Source organism: Methylobacterium sp. Leaf99 (assembly GCF_001422375.1).
Lineage (GTDB): Bacteria > Pseudomonadota > Alphaproteobacteria > Rhizobiales > Beijerinckiaceae > Methylobacterium.
Map to the genome: position 1 here is coordinate 54,757 of NZ_LMMU01000013.1, position 20,507 is coordinate 75,263.

The 20,507-nt window shown below is 69.3% G+C and carries 16 protein-coding genes; 11 read left to right on the top strand and 5 right to left on the bottom strand.

The window, feature by feature from the left end; translation table 11 throughout:
• Positions 1–149 precede the first annotated feature (149 nt).
• A complete protein-coding gene (locus ASF28_RS20655; RefSeq protein ID WP_056097223.1) occupies positions 150–1,643 on the top strand; it encodes a multicopper oxidase family protein in 1,494 nt (497 codons plus the stop codon).
• A gap of 7 nt (positions 1,644–1,650) precedes the next feature.
• On the opposite strand, the gene ASF28_RS20660 is transcribed toward ASF28_RS20655, so the two are convergent.
• Positions 1,651–3,153, bottom strand: coding sequence for a bifunctional ADP-dependent NAD(P)H-hydrate dehydratase/NAD(P)H-hydrate epimerase (locus ASF28_RS20660; protein ID WP_056097225.1), 1,503 nt, complete (start codon positions 3,151–3,153; stop codon positions 1,651–1,653).
• Between the two features lie 220 nt (positions 3,154–3,373).
• Here ASF28_RS20660 and ASF28_RS20665 point away from each other — a divergent pair, with 220 nt between their 5' ends.
• The 10 genes from ASF28_RS20665 to ASF28_RS20710 all read left to right on the top strand — a co-directional run bounded on the left by ASF28_RS20665 (position 3,374) and on the right by ASF28_RS20710 (position 14,573).
• Complete coding sequence (locus ASF28_RS20665) at positions 3,374–3,712, top strand: P-II family nitrogen regulator (RefSeq protein WP_056097227.1); 339 nt, start codon at positions 3,374–3,376, stop codon at positions 3,710–3,712.
• A gap of 257 nt (positions 3,713–3,969) precedes the next feature.
• Positions 3,970–5,382: a type I glutamate--ammonia ligase gene (gene glnA, locus ASF28_RS20670; RefSeq protein WP_056097229.1), complete on the top strand. Its 1,413-nt coding sequence runs from the start codon at positions 3,970–3,972 to the stop codon at positions 5,380–5,382.
• 605 nt (positions 5,383–5,987) lie between these two features.
• On the top strand, positions 5,988–8,105 hold the full coding sequence (locus tag ASF28_RS20675) for a TonB-dependent siderophore receptor (protein WP_056097231.1): 2,118 nt from the start codon (positions 5,988–5,990) through the stop codon (positions 8,103–8,105).
• Positions 8,106–8,116: 11 nt separating this feature from the next.
• Positions 8,117–9,280, top strand: coding sequence for a PepSY-associated TM helix domain-containing protein (locus ASF28_RS20680; RefSeq protein WP_056097232.1), 1,164 nt, complete (start codon positions 8,117–8,119; stop codon positions 9,278–9,280).
• 82 nt (positions 9,281–9,362) lie between these two features.
• Positions 9,363–9,893, top strand: coding sequence for a lipocalin-like domain-containing protein (locus ASF28_RS20685; RefSeq protein WP_082476708.1), 531 nt, complete (start codon positions 9,363–9,365; stop codon positions 9,891–9,893).
• 29 nt (positions 9,894–9,922) lie between these two features.
• A complete protein-coding gene (locus ASF28_RS20690) occupies positions 9,923–10,501 on the top strand; it encodes an NADPH-dependent FMN reductase (protein WP_056097234.1) in 579 nt (192 codons plus the stop codon).
• Between the two features lie 56 nt (positions 10,502–10,557).
• Complete coding sequence (locus ASF28_RS20695) at positions 10,558–10,884, top strand: hypothetical protein (protein WP_056097236.1); 327 nt, start codon at positions 10,558–10,560, stop codon at positions 10,882–10,884.
• Positions 10,885–11,044: 160 nt separating this feature from the next.
• Positions 11,045–13,354, top strand: a complete 2,310-nt coding sequence (rnr, locus tag ASF28_RS20700; protein WP_056097296.1) for a ribonuclease R — start codon at positions 11,045–11,047, stop codon at positions 13,352–13,354.
• 45 nt (positions 13,355–13,399) lie between these two features.
• Positions 13,400–13,876: a DUF983 domain-containing protein gene (locus ASF28_RS20705; protein ID WP_056097238.1), complete on the top strand. Its 477-nt coding sequence runs from the start codon at positions 13,400–13,402 to the stop codon at positions 13,874–13,876.
• The gene (locus ASF28_RS20710) at positions 13,836–14,573 is read left to right on the top strand and encodes an NUDIX hydrolase (RefSeq protein ID WP_056097240.1); all 738 of its coding nucleotides are present in this window, start codon (positions 13,836–13,838) and stop codon (positions 14,571–14,573) included. Before ASF28_RS20705 ends, ASF28_RS20710 begins: the two co-directional genes overlap by 41 nt.
• 247 nt (positions 14,574–14,820) lie before the next feature.
• On the opposite strand, the gene ASF28_RS20715 is transcribed toward ASF28_RS20710, so the two are convergent.
• The 4 genes from ASF28_RS20715 to gor all read right to left on the bottom strand — a co-directional run bounded on the left by ASF28_RS20715 (position 14,821) and on the right by gor (position 20,478).
• The gene (locus ASF28_RS20715; protein ID WP_056097242.1) at positions 14,821–16,221 is read right to left on the bottom strand and encodes a class II 3-deoxy-7-phosphoheptulonate synthase; all 1,401 of its coding nucleotides are present in this window, start codon (positions 16,219–16,221) and stop codon (positions 14,821–14,823) included.
• Between the two features lie 126 nt (positions 16,222–16,347).
• Complete coding sequence (locus ASF28_RS20720) at positions 16,348–16,647, bottom strand: RNA polymerase sigma factor region1.1 domain-containing protein (RefSeq protein WP_056097244.1); 300 nt, start codon at positions 16,645–16,647, stop codon at positions 16,348–16,350.
• Between the two features lie 65 nt (positions 16,648–16,712).
• Positions 16,713–19,004, bottom strand: a complete 2,292-nt coding sequence (locus ASF28_RS20725; RefSeq protein ID WP_056097298.1) for an FdhF/YdeP family oxidoreductase — start codon at positions 19,002–19,004, stop codon at positions 16,713–16,715.
• A gap of 88 nt (positions 19,005–19,092) precedes the next feature.
• Complete coding sequence (gor, locus tag ASF28_RS20730) at positions 19,093–20,478, bottom strand: glutathione-disulfide reductase (protein ID WP_157085678.1); 1,386 nt, start codon at positions 20,476–20,478, stop codon at positions 19,093–19,095.
• Positions 20,479–20,507: the final 29 nt, after the last annotated feature.

Consider the following 20,507-nt stretch of genomic DNA (forward strand, 5'->3'; position numbering starts at 1 on the left):
CCGCAGCAAAAAAAGTCGGGGTGTGCGATTCCGTGTGGGTCCGCCTCCGGACCGGCGGTCCGGCACGCCGGTTGGCGCGCTCCGGCCCGGCGTCTACAAGCGGCGCGGGCGTTTTCGACCGACCGTTCCCGCCGCCCGCCAGAGGTGTCATGCCGCATCGTTCCCCGTCGCCCGCCGCCGGATCGGCGCTCCCCGAGCCGGCGCTCTCGCGCCGGACCCTGCTCGGTAGCGTCGCGGCCCTGGCCCTCGGATCGACGGCGGCGGCCGCCCAGGCGCCGGCAAGATCGGGCTCCCCGATGAAGCCCGCGCCCGAGGTGAAATCCGAATCGAAGCCCGAGGCCCCGGCGCGGCCCCTCAGCGCTGGGCCCGGCACGACCCGCCTGAAGCCCGAGCCGGCGGTCGTGACCCCGGTCTGGTCCTTCGACGGTACGACCGTTCCGCCGGTGGTGCGGGTCAGGCTCGGCGAAACCGTGCGCCTTCGGGTCGAGAACAAGACCGACAAGCCGCTCTCCCTGCACTGGCACGGCGTGCGCAACCAGAACCCCATGGACGGTGTGGGCAGCCTCACCCAGGCGCCGATCCCGCCGGGGGGCGACTTCACCTACGCGTTCGCGCCCCCCGACGCCGGCAGCTTCCTGATCCGGCCCCTCGTGATCGGCGGATCGAGCGAGCCGTCGGGCCGGGGGCTTTCCGGCATGCTCGTGGTCGAGGAGACGGCGCCGCCCGCCGTGGACCACGACCTCACGGTGCTGATGCAGGATTGGCGGCTCTCCGACGACGGCACCCTGCTGCCCTTCGGTCAGACGGCCTTCGCGGCGAGTTCGGGGCGCCTCGGCAACCTCGTCACCGTCAACGGCAAGCCCGCGCCCGATGCGGTCCCCGTCCGGCCGGGCAGCCGGGTGCGCCTGCGCCTCGCCAACGCCTGCAACGCCCGCGGTACCCGCATCCGCTTCGACAACCTCAAGGTCTACGTCGCGGCGGTGGACGGCCAGCCCACGGACACGTTCGAGCCCCTGCGCGCCACCCTGCCGTTCCCGCCCGGCACCCGCTACGACCTGATGCTCGACATGCCGGCGGAGGTCGGCGCCGCGGGCAGCATCACGGCGCTCGTCGGCAACGGCCTGGCGCTCGCCACCCTCACCACCGGGGGCGAGCCGGTGACGGGAAAGCGCGGTGCCATCGGTCCCATCGGCGAGAACAAGCTCCTGCCGGCGGAGGTGAAGCTGCAGAACGCGCTACGCCGGGACGTGGTGCTGACGGGCGGGGCGCGCATCGACAAGGACAAGCCGGCGGCCGAGCCGGTCTATACGGGCGACGCGGCGAAGGTCTGGGCCGTCAACGGCGCCGCCGGCACCGCCGGGGTGGCACCCCTGTTCACGGTCAAGCGCGGACAGGTGGTGGTGCTGGCCCTGCGCAACGACACCGCCTTCCCCCAGGCGCTCCACCTGCACGGCCATTCCTTCCGCCTGCTCCACCCCCTCGACGACGGCTGGGAGCCCTACTGGCTCGACACCTTCCAGCTCCTCGAAGGCCGCACCGCCCGCATCGCCTTCAAGGCCGACAATCCCGGCCGCTGGGTCATCGGCTCGACGGTGCTGGAGCGGTTCGACACCGGATTGTGGGGCTGGTTCGAGGTGACCTGACGCCCGGTCAGGTGTCCAGAACGCCGCGCAGCACCGCCAAGATCAACTCCGGAAGGTCCTCGGCGATGAGGCCGGGGCCGTGGCGGCGTCCGGCATCGCCGTGCATCCAGACGGCGGCGGCGGCGGCCTCGAACGGGTCCATCCCCTGCGCGAGCAGGCCGGCGACGAGGCCGGACAGTACGTCGCCCGAGCCGGCTGTGCCGAGATAGGGCGTGCCGTGGTCGTTGATGGCGGCGCGGCCATCCGGCGCGGCGATGACGGTGTCAGCGCCCTTGAGCACCACCACGGCGCCGGTGAGCGCCGCGGCCCGGCGGGCGCGTTCCAGCTTCGACAGGTCGTCGGCCACCGCGTCCGTTCCCTCGAACAGCCGGGCGAACTCGCCGTCATGCGGGGTCAACACGGCCTGCGAGTCGCCCTCGGTGAGGTGGGCGGCGAGCAGGCGCGCCTGCCCCTTGAAACTCGTGAGGGCATCGGCATCCAGCACGAGGCGACGCGAGGCCGCCGCCGCCACGGCGACGAGGTCGCGGGTGGCCTCGCCCATGCCGAGGCCGGGGCCGGCCAGGACCACGTTCAGGCGCTCGTCCACCAGGAGGTCGTCGAGGTCGTCGGCGCTGTCGCAGGCGCGCAGCATGATCGCCGTGAGATGGGCGGCGTTCTCCGCCATGGCGGCCGCGGGCGCGGCCACGGTGACGAGGCCGGCCCCGATCCGGAGCGCCCCGCGCGCGGCGAGCCGTGCCGCGCCGGTGCGATGGACCGGTCCGGACAGGACCAGGACGTGACCGCGCGCGTACTTGTGGCTCGTCGCCTCCAGGCGCGGAACGGCACGTCCCCACAGGGCCGGGCCGTTGCGCCACAGGGGGGCGTCCGTTCCGAACCCGGCGTCCAGATCCGCATCGCCGGTGCCGATCTCGGCGACATGGAGCGTGCCGCAATGGGCGCGTCCCGGCTGAAGCAGGTGCCCGACTTTGAGGGCGACGAAGGTGACGGTCTCGACGGCCCGCACGGCGACGCCACGGACGGCGCCGGTGTCGCCATCGATGCCGCTCGGCACGTCGACGGCGATGACGGGCACGGCCGCCCGCGCGAGACGCTCCACGCAGGCGGCCGCGTCCCCGTCGAGGTCGCGCGACAGGCCGGCGCCGAACAGGGCATCGACGACGAGGCCGTAGGCGGAGAAATTCACGATGTCGGACACCCGCAGGACGGGACCGGTCCATCCGGCCGCCGCCCCGGCGGCATCGCCCTTCAGGTCGGCGACCGGCACGAGGGCGGCGAGATCGACGGAAATACCGTCCTCCACGAGAGATCGGGCCGCCACGAACCCGTCGCCGCCGTTGTTGCCGGGCCCGCACAGGACGAGGACGCGCCCGCCCTCCGGCAGCCGGGCCCGCACCCGGTCGGCGACGGCGGCCCCGGCCCGCGCCATCAGCTGCGCCCCCGCGGTGCCCCCCCGGATCGCGGCGGCATCGACCCGGCGCATGGCCTCGACCGTGAGCAGGCGCGTCGTCATCTCGTAGTCCCTCACGATCCCGGGTTTCCCTGCATGCCTGCGCGCCGCTCACACCCTGCCTCACGCTGGTCCACCGACGGGCGCGAGATCGAACGATTTGCAGGGCATGCACATTCGTTGTGCAGATTTTGGCCGACCATCGTCAAAACGGCGTGGCGAAGGCCCGGCGGCGATGATACCAAAGTGGTTCAGAGCAGCATCGAGGTCAGGCCCGCCCGGCATGAAGAAGATCGAAGCGATCATCAAGCCTTTCAAACTGGACGAGGTGAAGGAAGCCCTCCAGGAGGTCGGCCTGCAGGGGATCACCGTGATCGAGGCCAAGGGCTTCGGCCGCCAGAAGGGCCACACGGAGCTCTATCGCGGCGCCGAGTACGTGGTCGACTTCCTGCCCAAGGTGAAGCTCGAGATCGTGCTGTCGGACGCCCTGGTGGAGGGCGCCGTCGAGGCGATCCGCAAATCGGCCCAGACCGGGCGTATCGGCGACGGCAAGATCTTCGTCTCGTCCATCGAGGAAGCGATCCGCATCCGCACCGGCGAGACCGGCACCGACGCGATCTGATTCTTTTTTCCTGATCTCGTCCCCGGGCATCCGCCGATACGCGCGGTCCGACACGGACCGGGTCATCGCCGTCGCAGCACCGTGCCGCCGTCCGTCATAACGGAATCGCTGCTCTGTTTTCGGGCAATGGTGTTTTCTTCGCGCAAACCGGGTCCACCCCGCGCGAAAACCCTATAAACCCGAGCCCAACCGCGGGCCGCTCGGCGGCCGGCGGCAAAACCACGGCTGAATGCCGCGAACGAAGGAGACCCCCGAGGATGGCCAAGACTGCAGCCGATGTCCTGAGAGAGATCAAGGACAACGACGTCAAGTACGTGGACTTTCGGTTCACCGATCCGCGCGGCAAGTGGCAGCACGTGACGTTCGACGTCTCCCTCGTGGACGACGAGATTTTCACCGACGGCACCATGTTCGACGGCTCGTCCATCGCCGGCTGGAAGGCCATCAACGAGTCGGACATGCTGCTGATGCCGGACCCGGCCACGGCCTGCATGGACCCGTTCTTCTCGGCCTCCACCATGTCCATCGTCTGCGACGTGCTCGAGCCCTCCACCGGCGCGCCCTACAGCCGTGACCCGCGCGGCACGGCGAAGCTCGCCGAGGCGTATCTCAAGTCCACGGGCATCGGCGACACGATCTATGTCGGCCCCGAGGCCGAGTTCTTCGTGTTCGACGACGTGAAGTTCGCCTCCGACCCGTACCAGACCGGCTTCAAGCTCGATTCCACCGAGCTGCCGATCAACGGCTTCACCGATTACGAGGGCGGCAACCTCGGCCACCGCATCCCGATGAAGGGCGGCTACTTCCCGGTGCCGCCGCAGGATTCGGCCCAGGATATGCGCGGCGAGATGCTCGCCGCCATGCAGTCCATGGGCGTGAAGGTGGAAAAGCACCACCACGAGGTGGCGTCGGCCCAGCACGAGCTCGGCATGAAGTTCGACACGCTGACCCTGCTCGCCGACCACATGCAGATCTACAAGTACTGCATCCACAACGTCGCCCAGAGCTACGGCAAGACGGCGACGTTCATGCCGAAGCCCGTCTACGGCGACAACGGCTCGGGCATGCACGTGCACCAGTCGATCTGGAAGGACGGCAAGCCGCTCTTCGCCGGCGACAAGTACGCCGACCTCAGCCAGGAATGCCTGTGGTTCATCGGGGGCACGATCAAGCACGCCAAGGCGCTCAACGCCTTCACCAACCCGTCGACCAACTCCTACAAGCGCCTGGTGCCGGGCTACGAGGCGCCCGTGCTGCTGGCCTACTCGGCCCGCAACCGCTCGGCTTCCTGCCGCATCCCGTGGACGACCAACCCGAAGGCCAAGCGCGTCGAGGTCCGCTTCCCCGATCCGATGGCCAACCCCTACCTCGCCTTCTCGGCCCTGCTCATGGCGGGCCTCGACGGCATCCTCAACAAGATCGATCCGGGCCCGGCCATGGACAAGGATCTCTACGACCTGCCGCCGCGCGAGCTGAAGAAGATTCCCACCGTCTGCGGCTCGCTCCGTGAAGCCCTGCAGAACCTCGACCGCGACCGCGCCTTCCTCAAGATGGGCAACGTCTTCACCGACGATCAGATCGACTCGTTCATCGAGCTCAAGATGACGGAAGTGATGCGCTACGAGATGACCCCGCACCCCGTCGAGTTCACCATGTACTACTCGCTCTGAGGCGAGCGGGCCGGGCGCACGCGCCCGACCTTTCGGACGATCGCGACGCCGGGGCCTCGAAGGGGGCTCCGGCGTTCCGCGTTTTCGGTCTCGAGGAAGGCGCGGCCCCGATCCCATCCGGTCGCCGAGAGGGTATTCTGCGGGTCGAGAACCGGCCGGGATGGGCGCCGGTCGGGGAAGGGAAGAACCACGCCCGCCGTGTCCCGGCCTCGAAGCGGCGTTGAGGTGTCGGTCACCGGCCCTGTGCATTTGGGCTCCACGCACGGGGGCAACTCCCCGACTTCGGTCCGCGTCGCCGAAGCCGTGCAGCAAGGCAGGAACGCACCCTGACCAACAGGCAATAAAGTAGGGTTTTGGTCCGCTGCCGTGACGCTGCCTCACGCCACCGTGCGATCCACGCACACGATAATGCAAAGAGGGACGATCGCAAGTTGTAGAAAGGCTCTTTCTACTTTATAAATAGTCCAATTCAATATTTCTCAGGTATGGACTTCGATCGCGCATCGATTGACAATAGACAGATGCTTTAGGTAGGCGGAGACATACAGCAGACAAGGGGCGTTCGCTCGGTCACGTCGCGCTGTCGTCCGAGTCGAGCCCTCTCCATGTCGAAGACGTCTTTCCACGCCATTCTTCTGGCGACCGTCAGCCTGTTGTCGGGTGCCGCGCAGGCCCAACAGGCCAGCGACCCCGTCATTGCGCTGGACGAACTGTCCGTGTCGGGCGACGGCAAGGCGGTGTCGCGGGGCTACCAGCCGGTGCGCTCCTCCATCGCCATGGGCTCCGAGACGCCGATCCTCAAGATTCCGCAGGCGGTGGCCGTGGTCACCGAGCAGGCGCTGCAGGATCAGGGCGTGCGCACCCTCGACGAGGCGCTCTACAACGTTTCGGGCATCACCCAGACCAACACCCTCGGCGGCACCCAGGACGCCTTCATCCGCCGCGGCTTCGGCGACAACCGCGACGGCTCGATTCTTCGCGATGGCCTGCGGACCGCGCTGCCGCGCTCGTTCATGCCGACCACCCAGCGCGTCGAGGTGCTGAAAGGACCGGCCTCGGCCCTCTACGGCATCCTCGATCCCGGCGGCCTCATCAACATCGTCACCAAGACGCCGCGTTTCGTCCAGGCGGGCTACATCGAGACGTTCGGCACCAGCTTCAACGGCGGCGGCGTCGAGGCGGACCTCACCGGCCCCATCGCGGGCACCAACCTCGCCTATCGCTTCATTGCGCAGCATCGCAACGCCGAGTACTGGCGCAACTTCGGCACCCAGAACCAGCAGGTCGTCGCCCCGTCGGTGACGTGGCAGGGCGACGCCACGCGGGTGACGCTGGCCTACGAGTGGTCGCACTACAAGCTTCCGTTCGACCGCGGCACGATCTTCGACCTGCGTAACGGCAAGCCCGTGAACGTGCCGCGCGACCGCCGCTTCGACGAGCGCTACAACATCACCGCGGGCGAGAACCACGTCGCCAGCCTCAACGTCGAGCACCGTTTCGATGCCACCTGGAAGGCGAACTTCAACTACGCCTTCAGCCACAACTTCTATCAGGACAACCAGGCCCGGGTGGTGTCCTACAATCCGGCCACCAACGCCCTGGTGCGCAGGGCCGACGCCACGCAGGACTCGAACTTCTCGGTCCATTCCGGCCGCCTCGACTTCACCGGCAAGGAAACCTTCCTCGGCGTCGAGCACGACCTCCTCGTCGGCGCGTCCTACGACCACTCCGACGTGCTGCGCACCCGCCTGATCCGCGGCCCCAACAGCACCAGCTTCAACATCTTCAATCCCATCTACGGCCGGCTGCCGCAGAGCTTCGCCGTCTCGGCCGTGGACAGCGACCAGCGCGAGCGCATCGAGACGGCCTCGGTCTATGCGCAGGATTCGATCTCGCTCACGGAGCAGCTCATCGTTGTCGGCGGCCTGCGCTATCAGGATTTCTCGCAGATGGCCGGCAAGGGCCGCCCGTTCAACACCAACACGGACGTGTCGGGCGGGCGCGTGGTACCCCGCGTCGGGCTCGTCTACCTCCTGACGCCGAGCCTGTCGGCCTACGCGTCCTACAGCCAGACCTTCCGGCCGAACTCGTCCATCGCGAGCTTCATCGGCGCCCTGCCGCCGGAAGAAGGCGAGGCCTACGAGGTCGGCCTGAAAGCCGAGCTCTTCGACGGAATCACCGCCACGGCCGCCCTGTACGACATCACCAAGGCGAACGTCCTCTACACCGAGGTCATCAACGCCATCAGCTACAGCCGCACCGCCGGCAAGGTGAACTCCCGCGGCTTCGAACTCGACGTCGCCGGCCAGATCGCCCCGGACTGGAGCGTCATCGCCACCTACGCCTACACCGACGCGGTGGTGACGGAGGACCCGACCCTGAAGGGCAACGAATTGCTCAACGTCGCGCCCCACACGGCCTCGGTGTTCCTCACCCACGATTTCGGACCGGTGGGCGACGGCCGCCTGCGCGCCGGCCTCGGCGGGCGCTACGTCGGCTCGCGGCCGGGCAGCGCCGCCAACACCTTCCGGATGCCGGACTACGCGGTGGCCGACGCGTTCATCGCCTACGACACCCAGGTGGCGGACCGGCCGGCGACGGTGCAGCTCAACCTGCGCAACCTCACCAACGAGACCACCTACACCTCGTCCATCGGCACCAACCTCGGCGTGGCGTTGGGCGAGCCGTTCCAGGCCATCGTCTCGGCGCGCCTGTTCTGGTAGGGCGCAAAGCCATGGTCCGCACGATCCTGTTCCGCCTGCACTGGGCCCTCGGCCTCAGCGCCGGCCTCGTCCTCGTCCTCCTCGGCGTGACCGGCGCGCTGATGAGCTACGAGGACGCCATCGGCGACTGGGCGAACGGCGACCGGGCCTTCGTCGCCGTGCGGGACGCGGCCCGCCTCGGCCCCGAAGCCCTGGTGGCGCGGCTGGAAGCACAGCGCCCCGGCCTGAAGGTGAACGCCCTCACCTTCTCGGGCGACCCGGAGCGGAGTCCCCGCGCCCGCTTCGTCTACGACGCCCGGACGGGTGAGCGGCCGGTCTCGGTCTATCTCGACCCGTATGACGGACACGAACGCGGTGAGGCGCGTCTGGAATCCGCGTTCGCGACGGTGCGCGCCCTGCATCGCTGGCTCCTCGTGCCGGGCGACGGCAAGGGCTGGGGCCGCAGCATCACGGGCGCCAGCACCATCGCCCTCCTCGCCTTCCTCGCGACGGGCCTCTACCTGCGCTGGCCCCAGATCCATTCCTGGCGGATCTGGCTGAAGCCCAACCTCAGGCGCCCGGGCCGCGCGCGCTGGTGGTCGCTGCACACCATCGCGGGGACGTGGCTCCTGCCGGTCTACGCGGTCATCGCGCTCTCGGGCCTGTGGTGGTCCTACGACTGGTACCGGACGGCGGCGACCTACGTGCTGACGGGAGAGGCGCCGCGTGCCAAGCCCGGCCGCGTCCTCGGCCGCACCGTCGAGACGGCGCCCCTCGCCCTCGACAGGGCCTGGGCCGCGTTCAACGCACGCGAGGGCGCCGGCGCCCACCTCGTCATCGTCGCCCTGCCGGGACCGGACACCACGGCGATCCGCATCCGCTATCTCGGCAGTGTCGCAGACCATCCGAAGGCGCGCGACGAGATCACCTACGACCCGGCCACCGGCGAACGCCTGACGGCCACCCGCTACGCCGACAAGCCCCTGGGCCGGCTCATGGCCGACAACATGCTGGAGGTCCATCGCGGGCGCTTCTTCGGCGGGTTCGTCGCGTTCGTGTTCTTTGCTGCCTCCCTGCTGATGCCGCTCCTGGCGGCGAGCGGCCTCGTCCTCTACGTCCTGCGCCGCCGCAGCGCCCGCAGGCGCGCGAAGGCCGCGGCGCCCGGGATCGGTCCGGTGCAGGGCTTGAATGCCTGACGAAGAGGGTTGGCCGCGGGGCTTTCGGCGTCCAGATTAGGGGAGAGCGGGCCGCGAGACGCCCGCCCCCAGGGAGATGCCCATGCCCGTTCACCGACTCCGTCACGTCCCGGCGCGCCGCCCACGCGGCCGGACCCTGCTCCTCGGCGCCGTCGCAAGCCTGATCGCGACCGGCGCCCACGCGGAGGGCGATTCCCGCATCACCGGCCTGTGGAAGCTCGTCTCCTACGAGGTCGAGATCAGGTCCAGCGGCGAGAAGGACCCGGTGATGGGCGCGCACCCCACCGGCTACGCCTACTTCACGCCCGAGGGCCGGGTGTTCTTCAACCTCACCGGCGAGGGCCGCAAGCCTGCCAAGGACGCCGAGGGCAAGGCCCGTCTCCTCGACACCACCGTGTCCTACACTGGCAAGTTCACCACCAGCGGCGACCAGTGGACCACCCGGATCGACACCGCCTGGAATCCCGACTGGATCGGCACGGACCAGACCCGCACGTTCAAGCTCGACGGCAAGCGGCTCGAAGTGCTCACTCCGTGGCGGATCATGCCGAACTGGGCCAAGCAGGGCGAGACCCGCAGCATCGTCACCTTCGAGCGCGCCACCGACGGCTGACCTGACCGATCCCTCCACCGGAGCCTGCCATGCCCCTCGTGATACCCGTGATCCTCGGCTCCGTCCGCACCGAACGCCAGGGCGAGCGCGCCGCGCGGTTCCTGGTGACGCAACTGGAGGCGCGCTGCATCGAGGCGCCCCTGGTCGATCCGGCCGCCCTGCAGCTGCCGCTGCTGGACAAGATGTACAAGGAATACCCCAAAGGGTCGGCGCCCCCGGCCCTGGAGGAGCTGGCGACGCTCTATCGCCGGTCGGACGCCTTCGTGGTGGTTTCGGCCGAGTACAACCATTCGATCCCGCCGGCCCTGTCCAACACCCTCGACCATTTCCTCGAGGAGTATTCCTGGCGCCCGTCCGCCATCTGCTGCTACTCGGCCGGGCAGTATGGCGGCGTGCGCGCGGCGATGCAGCTGCGTGCGATGATGGCCGAACTCGGTGCGTCGAGCATCCCGTCGCTCCTGCCGATCCCGCGCATCGGCAAGGCCCTCGATGCCGAAGGCAACGCGCAGGAGGAATGGCTGACCAAGGCCGCCAGGCGCTTCCTCGACGAGCTGGTCTGGTACGCCGAGGCGCTGCAGGCCAAGCGCGCGGGCGGCACGCCGTACTGAAGGGCTGGCCCGGGCCTTGCCCGGGTAGACGCCATCGCGCTCCAACGGACAGCCCCATGAACGACGTCAGACACCTCCTTGCCAGCCTCGTGAAGGCGGCCCTCATGGGGGACGACCGCGCCAGCCTCCTGTGGCGCGAGGAGGCGCGCCAGGACCATGGCCGGATCGCCGCCGATCCGGCCGCCGTCGCGCATCTCAAGATCGACGGGATGTGGACCCTGGCGGTGGGCGATGCCGAGGCGCCGGAATTCCGCGCGGCGGAAGGCCAGGTCGAGTTCGGGCTGCCGGCCCTGTGCCCGTTCACCCTCGGGGAGATCGCCGCCCCCGATCTCGACATCGACGCGGCGGTGGAGCGCATCCGCCAATCGGCCGCCACGGGCTGATCCGCCGCGGCGGACGAAACGGTGTTGAGGGCTGCCCCCGCGCCCGTTGCCCGGAAGCGGGGTCGAGCCCATGTTATGGGCTTGAGGCCGTGATCCCGTGCCGGGATCGGCCAAGACCTTCTAGCGTCGGGCCATGCGCCCGCGCCGCGAGCCCGAGCCTTTGGCCAAGCGCATCAATCCGAATCCCGGGCGCCCCGCCCTCCCCTCCCGCGAAGAGATCCTCGCCTTCATCGCCTCGGCGATGGAGAAGGTCGGCAAGCGCGAGATTGCGGCGGCGTTCGCCATCAAGGGCGCCGATCGCATCGGCCTCAAGCGCATCCTGAAGGAGATCGAGGAGGACGGTGCCATCGAGCGGGGCAAGGGCGGCCTTACGGAGGCCGGACGCCTGCCGGCGGTGGTGCTGGCCGACATCAAGTCCCGCGACCGCGACGGCGACTTTTTGGCTGTTCCCGTCGAGTGGGACCAGGCGAAGGGTCCGCCCCCGAAGATTTCGGTGATCGCACCGCGCCCCGGCCGCAAGCCGGGCCTCGCCGCGCCCGGCATCAATGACCGGGTGCTCCTGCGCGTCGAGCCGACGGAGGGCGAGACCGAGCGCTATTCGGGCCGGGTCATCAAGGTCGTCGGCAAGAACAAGGCCGAGATCATCGGCGTCTTCCGCGCCGGCAAGGAGGGGGGCCGCATCATCCCCGTGGAGAAGCGGGCGCAGGGGCGCGAGATCGCGATCCCGGTCGGCGAAGAGGGCGAGGCCCGCGACGGCGACCTCGTCAGCGTCACCCTCCAGCGCGAGACCCAGTTCGGTCTGCCCCAGGGCCGGGTCAAGGAACGCCTCGGGTCCCTCGGCTCCGAGAAGGCGGTCAGCCTCATCGCGCTGCATCTCCACCACATCCCCCACGTCTTCGCCGCCGCGACCCTGGCCGAGGCCGATGCCGTGGAGGCCGCCGGCGTCGAGGGGCGCGAGGACTGGCGCGCCGAGCCGCTGCTGACCATCGATCCCCCCGACGCCAAGGACCACGACGACGCCGTGATGGCGGTGCCCGACCCCGATCCCGCCAATGCGGGCGGGTTCATCGTCACCGTCGCTATCGCCGATGTGGCGGCCTATGTCCGGCCCGGCTCGGCGCTGGACCGCGAAGCGCTCATGCGCGGCAATTCGGTCTACTTCCCTGACCGGGTGGTGCCGATGCTGCCCGAGCGCATTTCCAACGACCTGTGTTCGCTTCGCCAGAACGAGGACCGCCCGGCTCTGGCCGTCCGCATGGTCGTCACCGCCGATGGCACGAAGCGCCGCCACAGCTTCCACCGGGTCATGATGCGCTCGCGGGCGAAGCTGTCCTACGCCCAGGCCCAGGCGGCCATCGACGGGTTCACCGATGAGACCACCGCGCCCCTCCTGGAGCCGGTCCTGCGCCCGCTTTGGGCCGCCTACGAGGCCCTGAAGACCGCGCGTGACGAACGCGGGCCCCTCGCCCTCGATCTGCCGGAGCGCAAGGTGCTGCTCACGGCCGACGGCGCCGTGGACCGCGTCGTCGTGCCGGCGCGCCTCGACGCGCACCGGCTCATCGAGGAGTTCATGATCCAGGCGAACGTCGCCGCCGCCGAGACCCTGGAGCAGGCCAAGCAGCCCCTGATCTACCGGGTCCACGACGAGCCCGCCCTGGAAAAGATGCGCGCCCTCGGCGAGGTGCTCGCCTCCATCGGCATCAAGATCCCCCAGGAAGCCAAACTCCGGCCCGCCCTGTTCAACCGCATCCTCGGGTCCGTGGCCGAGACCGAGCACGCGATCTTCATCAACGAGGTGGTGCTGCGCTCCCAGGCCCAGGCGGTCTACGCCGCACAGAACCTCGGGCATTTCGGCCTGAACCTGCGCCGCTACGCCCACTTCACCTCGCCGATCCGGCGCTACGCCGACCTCATCGTCCACCGCGCCCTGATCGCGGCCTGCCGCCTCGGACGCGACGGCCTGTCCTCGGAGGTCACCGTGGGCATGCTCGATCAGATCGGCGAGCAGATCTCGGCGGCCGAGCGCCGGGCCATGGCGGCCGAGCGCGAGACCATCGACCGGCTCATCGCCCACCACCTCGCCGACCGGGTCGGCGCCACCTTCACCGGGCAGATCTCGGGGGTGACCCGCTCGGGGCTGTTCATCAAGCTCGACGAGACCGGGGCGGACGGCTTCGTCCCGATCTCGACCATCGGCGCCGACTTCTACCGGCACGACGAGGCCCGGCATGCCCTCGTCGGCGAACGCTCGGGCGAGACCCATCGCCTCGGCGACCGCGTCGAGGTCCGCCTCGTCGAGGCCGCCGCCGTGGCCGGGGCGCTTCGGTTCGAACTTCTGTCGGAAGGCCGGTCCCGGCCCGAACGGTCCTCGCCGGGCGACAGACCCCGTACCGCCCGCAGGGCCGGCGCGCCGGGCCGTCCCCCCGGCATCCGCAACGCCGGGTCGCGCCACCGCGGGTCGCGCCGCTGAGGCGGGTGGTATAGGAGGGATATGACGAACAGGACGAACACCGCCATGACCGCGCGCGTCGAGACCCTCCCGGCCGAACGCCATGGCCTCGTGAAGTCCATGGCACGGGGCTTCGTCGGCCGCTGCCCCCATTGCGGCGAAGGCCGGATCTTCGGGCGCTTCCTCAAGGTGCGGCCGGACTGCGAGTCCTGCGGCCTTGCCCTGCACAGCCACCGCGCCGACGACCTGCCGCCCTACGTGGTGATCTTCATCGTCGGCCACATCGTCGGGTACTTCATCCTCGAGCTCGAGACGAATTACACCGTGCCGCTGTGGTTCCAGCTCAGCTTCTGGCCCCTCGTCACCCTCGCCTCGGCGCTCGCCCTGCTCCAGCCGGTGAAGGGCGCCGTCGTCGGCCTGCAATACGCCCTTGGCATGGGGGGCTTCGCCACGCTACCCGTCGGGCCGAGCGCGGCCGTGTCGCGTCCGGAGGATCGTCAGCGTGGACCCAGCGACACTCGCCCCGGCCTCGACCCCGCCTGACCCGACGAAGAAGGCCGCCCTTCGGCCCCGCAACGCCGCCACCCTGATCATCCTCGACCGCGCGAAGAAGACTCCGAAGCTCCTGATGGGGCGGCGCCATCCGGGCCTCGCCTTCATGCCGGGCAAGTTCGTGTTTCCCGGCGGCCGCATCGAGCCGGGCGACCGGCACATGCCCGTGGCCGGCGCCCTCTCGGCCCGGGCCACGGACGCCCTCGCCGCGCAGGTGCCGCGCGCCTCGCACCATCTCGGTCGCGCTCTGGCCCTGGCCGCCATCCGCGAGACCTACGAGGAGACCGGGCTGATGCTCGGCACCCGCGAGTACGGGCCGCCGGACTCCGCACCCGAGGGTGTCTGGGAGGCTTTTCGCGAGGCCGGCATCATGCCGGACCTCGAAGCCTTGCATCTCGTCGCCCGCGCCATCACCCCGCCGGGACGGCCTCGCCGGTTCGACACCCGCTTCTTCGCCGTCGACCGCAGGGCCGTGGCGGGCGAGACCGCCGGCGTGGTCACGCCGGATTCGGAACTGGTGGAACTCGCCTGGGTGACCTTCGCGGAGGCGCGCAGCCTCGACCTGCCGCGCATCACTGGCCTCGTGCTCACCGACGTCGAGGCCCAGGTCGCGGGCAACCTCGCCCCCTACCTGCCGATTCCGTTCTACTACGAGCGCCGGGGCAAGGGGCAGCGGGAGGTGCTTTGAAACGGTGATCCCCGGCCGATCGCCCGACGTTCAGGAACCGATTCCGGACCCGGCCCGTTGGAAGGCAAATGTCTCCACGGGAGCTGCGTCATGTTGAAGGGCGGTTTGCTTTGGCTCATCGGCATTCCCTTGCCGATCATCCTGATCATTTATTTCTTCACCGGCTGGTTGCACTAGGCGTTCTTCGCGCCAGTGATCTAATCCCGGATGAGAAACAAAAAAGGCCCCGCTCGGCGGGGCCTTTTCTTTACTCCGCCGCGTCGAGACGGGGACGCTCGATCTCGGCGCGTTCGCGTTTCACCAATTCGGCGGTGAGGAACGCGACTTCCAAGGCCTGCTCCGCGTTGAGACGCGGATCGCAGTAGGTGTGGTAGCGGTCCTGCAGGTCGTCGGCGGTCAGCGCGCGGGCGCCGCCCGTGCACTCGGTGACGTCCTTGCCGGTCATCTCCAGGTGGATGCCGCCCGCGATGGTGCCCTCGGCCCGGTGGATGCCGAAGAAGCTCTCGATCTCCTGCATCACCCGCTCGAACGGACGGGTCTTGTAGCCGCCGGCCGAGATGGTGTTGCCGTGCATGGGATCGCACACCCACACCACCTTGCGGCCCTCGCGCTCCACCGCCCGGATCAGGCCCGGCAGGTGGTCGCCGACCTTGTCGGCGCCGAAGCGGCAGATCAAGGTCAGGCGCCCGGCCTCGTTGGCCGGGTTGAGCTGGTCGATGAGCCCGATCAGGCCCTCGGCCGTCATCGACGGTCCGCACTTCAGACCGATGGGGTTCCTGATGCCGCGCGCGTACTCGATATGGGCGTGATCGGCCTGCCGGGTGCGGTCGCCGATCCACAGCATGTGGCCCGAGGTGGCGTACCAGTCGCCGCTCGTGGAATCGACGCGGGTCAGCGCCTCCTCGTAGCCGAGCAGCAGGGCCTCGTGGCTGGTGTAGAAGTCCGTGGTGCGGACCTCCTGGTGCGTCTCGGGATTGATCCCGATGGCGCGCATGAAGTCGAGGGTCTCGGTCATCCGCTCGGCGCAATCGGCGTAGCGCGCGGATTGCGGCGAATCCTTCACGAAACCCAGCATCCAGCGATGCGAGTTCTCGAGGTTGGCGTAGCCGCCCGTCGCGAAGGCGCGCAGCAGGTTGAGAGTCGCGGCCGACTGGCGGTAGGCCTCGAGCTGCCGGCGCGGATCGGGGATGCGCGCCTCCTCCGTGAAGGTGAGGCCGTTGACGATGTCGCCGCGGTAGCTCGGCAGGCTCACCCCACCCAGGGTCTCGGTCGGCGACGAGCGCGGCTTGGCGAACTGTCCGGCGATGCGCCCGACCTTCACCACGGGCGAGCCGCCCGCGAAGGTGAGGACCAGGGCCATCTGCAGGAACACGCGGAAGAAATCGCGGATGTTGTCGGCCGAATGCTCGTCGAAGCTCTCGGCGCAATCGCCGCCCTGAAGCAGGAAGGCTTCGCCCGTCGAGACGCGGGCAAGGGCCGATTTCAGCTTGCGGGCTTCACCGGCGAAGACCAGGGGCGGAAAGCTCGCGAGCTGGGCCTCGACCGCTTCGAGGGCGGCGGCATCCGGATAAGCCGGCACCTGCTGGATCGGCAGGTTGCGCCAAGATTTCGGCGACCAACCCGTCTTCGGTGTCCAACGCTCGCCCATGATTGTCTCCCGCCACCCCTCGGCCGGCTTTCCGTAATGCAGGATGCGTTGCGGAAAGCGCGGCTTATAGAGGGGTTTGACCGCAGAGGCGAGTGCGGGGAACCACCGGGCTGACCTGCTTTCCGCTCAGGCGACGTCGCCGTCCTCGATGGCGATGCCGTGCTCCGACAGGATCCAGAAGATCGCCTCCAGATCCTCCGACGTGACGTCCCGCGGCGGCAGGGCCTCCTCCAGATCCTCGTAGGTGAGGCGGCGGACGCGCTGGGCCTCCGCCTTGGCCAGGAGGGCGTCCACCGCCTTGCGCATATCGGGCGGCAGGGCATCGTGGCTCGGCAGGCGATAGTCGTCGACGGGATGCAGCGCCTCCGCCAGCATCCGGTCGATGATCACCTGACGGCGATCGTGCGCGTCGTCGTGCTGTTCCATGGGGCTGTTATGGGTCGGAGAAGCCGCGCGTCGAGGGGCGAAGTGACGTCAGGTGCGCGCGGGCCTCAACGCGCAGCGGCCGGCACGACCCGGACGGGGATCGCCTTGGCCGCCGGGGTCTTCGACTGTTCGTCGTGGTGCCACAGGGGAATCAGGGGGTTCAGCTCAGGATAGTAGCCGCCGCAATTGCCCGGCGGAATGTCGTACTGGATCACCCGCAGGCCCTTCACCGAGCGATCGATGCCGTCGTCGGACGGCGTCGAGAGGTCCACCGTCTCGCCGTCGCGCACCCCGATGCGCGCCATGTCGGCGGCATTCATGAACAGGATGGTGCGCGTGCCCTTCACGCCGCGAAAGCGGTCGTCATAGCCGTAGATCGTCGTATTGAACTGATCGTTTGAGCGCAGCGTGATGAGGTCTAGGATGTCGGGGCCCCGCGCCGGCATGTCCGGGTCCTCGTCGAGGCCCTCCGGCACGGTGAAGTTGGCCCGGCCGGTCTCGGTCTCCCATCGGCGTTCCCGCGCCGGGATCGGCTTGTGCAGGCCGCCCGGATCGAACATCCGGCCGTTGAGGTCGTGGAACACGTTCGGATAGGTCGCCTCGATGGCGTCGCGCACCTTGGCATAGTCGCCGACCCAGGCGTCCCAGGTCACCTTCGGATTGGGGGGCAGCGTCGCCTTGGCGAGTTCGGCGACGATCCACGGCTCGGACCGGGCCTGGGCGCTCACGGGCTTGGTGAACCCGCGTGAGCCGTGGAAGCACGACGTCGAGTCCTCCATGGACACGGCCTGGGGACCGCTCGCCTGCGCGTCGATCTCGATGCGGCCGAGGCACGGCAGGATGTAGGCCACCGCGCCGTTGACGAGGTGGGAGCGGTTGAGCTTCGTCGAGATCTGCACGGTGAGGCGCATGCGCCGCCACGCCACTTCCATCCGCACCGTATCGGGGATGGCGCGCACGAAGTTGCCGCCGAGGGAGAGGAACGCCTTCACCGAACCGTCGAGGATGCCTTCGCAGGCCTCGACGGTGTTGAGGCCCTTTTCCCGGGGCGGCGCGAAGCCGTACTGCGCCGCGAGGGTGTCGAGGGGTGCGAGTTCGGGCTTCTCGGTGATGCCCACCGTGCGCTGGCCCTGAACGTTGGAGTGGCCGCGCACGGGGCAGAGGCCGGCGCCGGGGCGTCCGACATTGCCGCGCAGGAGCATGAGGTTGACCAGCATCTGCACCGATTCGGTGCCCTTTCGGTGCTGGGTCAGGCCCATGCCGTAGATGCCCATGACCGCGCGGGCCCGGCCATAGACCGTGGCAGCGGACTCGATGGCCTCCCGGGTCAGGCCGGACCGCGCCACCAGAGCGGCCCAGTCCTGCGCCTCGCAATAGGCCTTGAACGCGTCGATCCCGTGGGTGTGTTCCTCGATGAAGGCCACGTCGAGGAGGCGCGGCCGGCCGACCGCCCTGGCCGCGTCGTCGTCGGCGAACAGGGCCTTGCACATGCCGGTCATGGCGGCGATGTCCCCGCCCGCCTTGACCTGATGGTACTGCGTCGAGATCCGGGTCTCGCTGCGGGTCACCATCTCGACGGGCGATTGCGGGTTGGTGAAGCGCTCCAGGCCGCGCTCGCGCAGGGGGTTGAAGGTGATGATCGGCACCCGGCGCTTGCGCGCATCCTGCAGGGGATGGAGCATGCGCGGCGAATTGGAGCCGACGTTCTGGCCGAAGAACAGAATCAGGTCGGTGGACTCGAAATCCTCCAGCACAGTGGTGCCCACGGCCGAGCCGATGGAGGCTTTCAACCCGACCGAGGTCGGCTCGTGGCACATGTTGGACGAGTCGGGCAGGTTGTTGTTGCCGTAGAGCCGGGCGAACAGCGCGTACATGTACGATGTCTCGAGGGATGCCCGGCCCGAGGCGTAGCAGACCACCGATTTCGGCTCCAAGGCGCGCAGCTCGCGGCCGATCTCCGCGAAGGCGTCGGCCCATTCCACCGGAACGTAGCGGTCGGTCGCCGGATCGTAGCGCAGGGGATGGGTGAGGCGGCCCTTCTCCTCGAGGGCGTAGTCGCTCCAGCCCAGGAGGTCAGTGACCGTATGCGTCGCGAAGAAATCCGGGCCGACGCGCTTGGTGGTCTGCTCCCAGACGGTCGCCTTGGCGCCGTTCTCGCAATACTCGAAGGCGGCAGGCTTTTTCGGCTTCGACCACGCGCAGGACGTGCACATGAAGCCGTCGGGCTTGTTCTGCTTCAGGAGAAGCGCTGCACCCGAAGCCGGGATTTCCTCGCGCAGGAGGATTTCGGCCAGCGACGCCGCGGAGCCCCAGCCACCCGCCGGACCGGTATAGGGTTCGATTTTCGGGTCGGCCATCTTGTCGGTCATGGGGGGTCCGGTCAGGCGATTGCTCTTTCGGCAACCGGCTCCGCAGCCGCCCTGTTCCCGCCTGCGACGGTGCGCGCTAGCCGACCCCCTCCGGGCGCTTGGTGACCACGGGCGTGCGCATGGTGACGAGTTCCTCGCCGGCGGTGGGGTGGACCGCGATGGTGCGGTCGAAATCCGCCTTGGTGGCACCCATGGTGACGGCGATGCCCACCGCCTGGATGATCTCGCCGGCATCGTGCCCGAGGATGTGGACGCCCACGACCCGGTCGCTGGCGCAATCGACGATGACCTTCATCAGGACCTTCTCGTCGCGGCCCGACAGGGCCGCCTTCATCGGGCGGAAGCTCGACCGGTAGATGTCGATCTTGCCGTAGCGCTCCCGCGCCGTGCTCTCGTTGTGGCCGACGACGCCGATCTCGGGCGTCGAGAACACGGCCGTGGGGATGAGGTCGTGATCGACGGCCCAGGATTTGTCCCCGAACACCGTGTCGGCGAAGGCGTGTCCCTCGCGGATGGCGATGGGGGTCAGCGCCGCCCGGTTGGTGACGTCGCCGACCGCGTAGATCGACGGCACGCGGGTCTGCGAGAACCCATCGACGGGGATCGCGCCGGCCCCGTCGAGGGTGATCCCGACGGCGTCGAGCCCGAGGCCCTCGACCTTCGGTCGCCGGCCGGTGGCGTAGAGGACCTGATCGACCTCGAGGCTTGTCCCGTCGCTCAGGGTCACGGCGAGACCGCCCGCGACGCGCTCCAGGCGCTCGACGCTGGTGCCGAGGCGCAGGTCCATGCGCTTGGCGTAGGCCTCGTCGAGGGCGTCGCGGATCTCGTCGTCGAAGCCGCGCAGGAGCCGGTCGCCGCGATGCGCCAGGGTGGTGCGTGCGCCCAGAGCCGCGAACACGCCGGCGAACTCCACGGCGATGTAGCCGCCGCCGACGACGAGGATGCGCTCGGGCATGGTTTCCAGATCGAACACCTCGTTGGAGGTGATGGCGAGCTCGCAGCCGGGCACCTCCGGCAGCTTCACGGGATGGGCGCCGACCGCGACGAGGATGACCTTCGCCCGGACCCGCCGCCCGGAAGCGACGAGGCGCACCGTATGGGCATCCTCGATCACCGCGCGCTCGGGCACGATCGCGACGCCGGCCTTGCCCAGATTGGTGCCGTAGATGCCCTCCAGACGGCCGACCTCGGCGTCGCGCCGGGCTTTCAGGACGCGCCAGTCGAACCGCGGCTCGGGCACGCTCCAGCCGAAGCCGGCGGCATCCTCGAACTCGTCGCGGAACCGGCCGGCATAGACCATGAGCTTCTTCGGGACGCAGCCGCGGATCACGCAGGTGCCCCCGACCCGGTACTCCTCGGCGAGCTGGACCCGCGCACCGTAGCCCGCCGCGATCCGCGCGGCTCGCACGCCGCCGGAGCCGCCGCCGATGACGAACAGATCGACGTCGAAGTCCTGAGTCATGAGGCGCGTCCCGATAGCCATACGAAGCG

Excerpts from the sequence above, each read along its gene's own strand:
- ASF28_RS20720 (WP_056097244.1), bottom strand. The coding sequence starts at position 16,647 with ATGGAACAGCACGACGACGCGCACGATCGCCGTCAGGTGATCATCGAC.
- gor (WP_157085678.1), bottom strand. The coding sequence starts at position 20,478 with ATGACTCAGGACTTCGACGTCGATCTGTTCGTCATCGGCGGCGGCTCC.
- ASF28_RS20680 (WP_056097232.1), top strand. The coding sequence starts at position 8,117 with ATGGTCCGCACGATCCTGTTCCGCCTGCACTGGGCCCTCGGCCTCAGC.
- glnA (WP_056097229.1), top strand. The coding sequence starts at position 3,970 with ATGGCCAAGACTGCAGCCGATGTCCTGAGAGAGATCAAGGACAACGAC.
- ASF28_RS20715 (WP_056097242.1), bottom strand. The coding sequence starts at position 16,221 with ATGGGCGAGCGTTGGACACCGAAGACGGGTTGGTCGCCGAAATCTTGG.
- ASF28_RS20665 (WP_056097227.1), top strand. The coding sequence starts at position 3,374 with ATGAAGAAGATCGAAGCGATCATCAAGCCTTTCAAACTGGACGAGGTG.
- ASF28_RS20660 (WP_056097225.1), bottom strand. The coding sequence starts at position 3,153 with ATGACGACGCGCCTGCTCACGGTCGAGGCCATGCGCCGGGTCGATGCC.
- ASF28_RS20705 (WP_056097238.1), top strand. The coding sequence starts at position 13,400 with ATGACCGCGCGCGTCGAGACCCTCCCGGCCGAACGCCATGGCCTCGTG.
- ASF28_RS20675 (WP_056097231.1), top strand. The coding sequence starts at position 5,988 with ATGTCGAAGACGTCTTTCCACGCCATTCTTCTGGCGACCGTCAGCCTG.
- ASF28_RS20725 (WP_056097298.1), bottom strand. The coding sequence starts at position 19,004 with ATGGCCGACCCGAAAATCGAACCCTATACCGGTCCGGCGGGTGGCTGG.
- ASF28_RS20685 (WP_082476708.1), top strand. The coding sequence starts at position 9,363 with ATGCCCGTTCACCGACTCCGTCACGTCCCGGCGCGCCGCCCACGCGGC.
- ASF28_RS20695 (WP_056097236.1), top strand. The coding sequence starts at position 10,558 with ATGAACGACGTCAGACACCTCCTTGCCAGCCTCGTGAAGGCGGCCCTC.
- ASF28_RS20655 (WP_056097223.1), top strand. The coding sequence starts at position 150 with ATGCCGCATCGTTCCCCGTCGCCCGCCGCCGGATCGGCGCTCCCCGAG.
- ASF28_RS20690 (WP_056097234.1), top strand. The coding sequence starts at position 9,923 with ATGCCCCTCGTGATACCCGTGATCCTCGGCTCCGTCCGCACCGAACGC.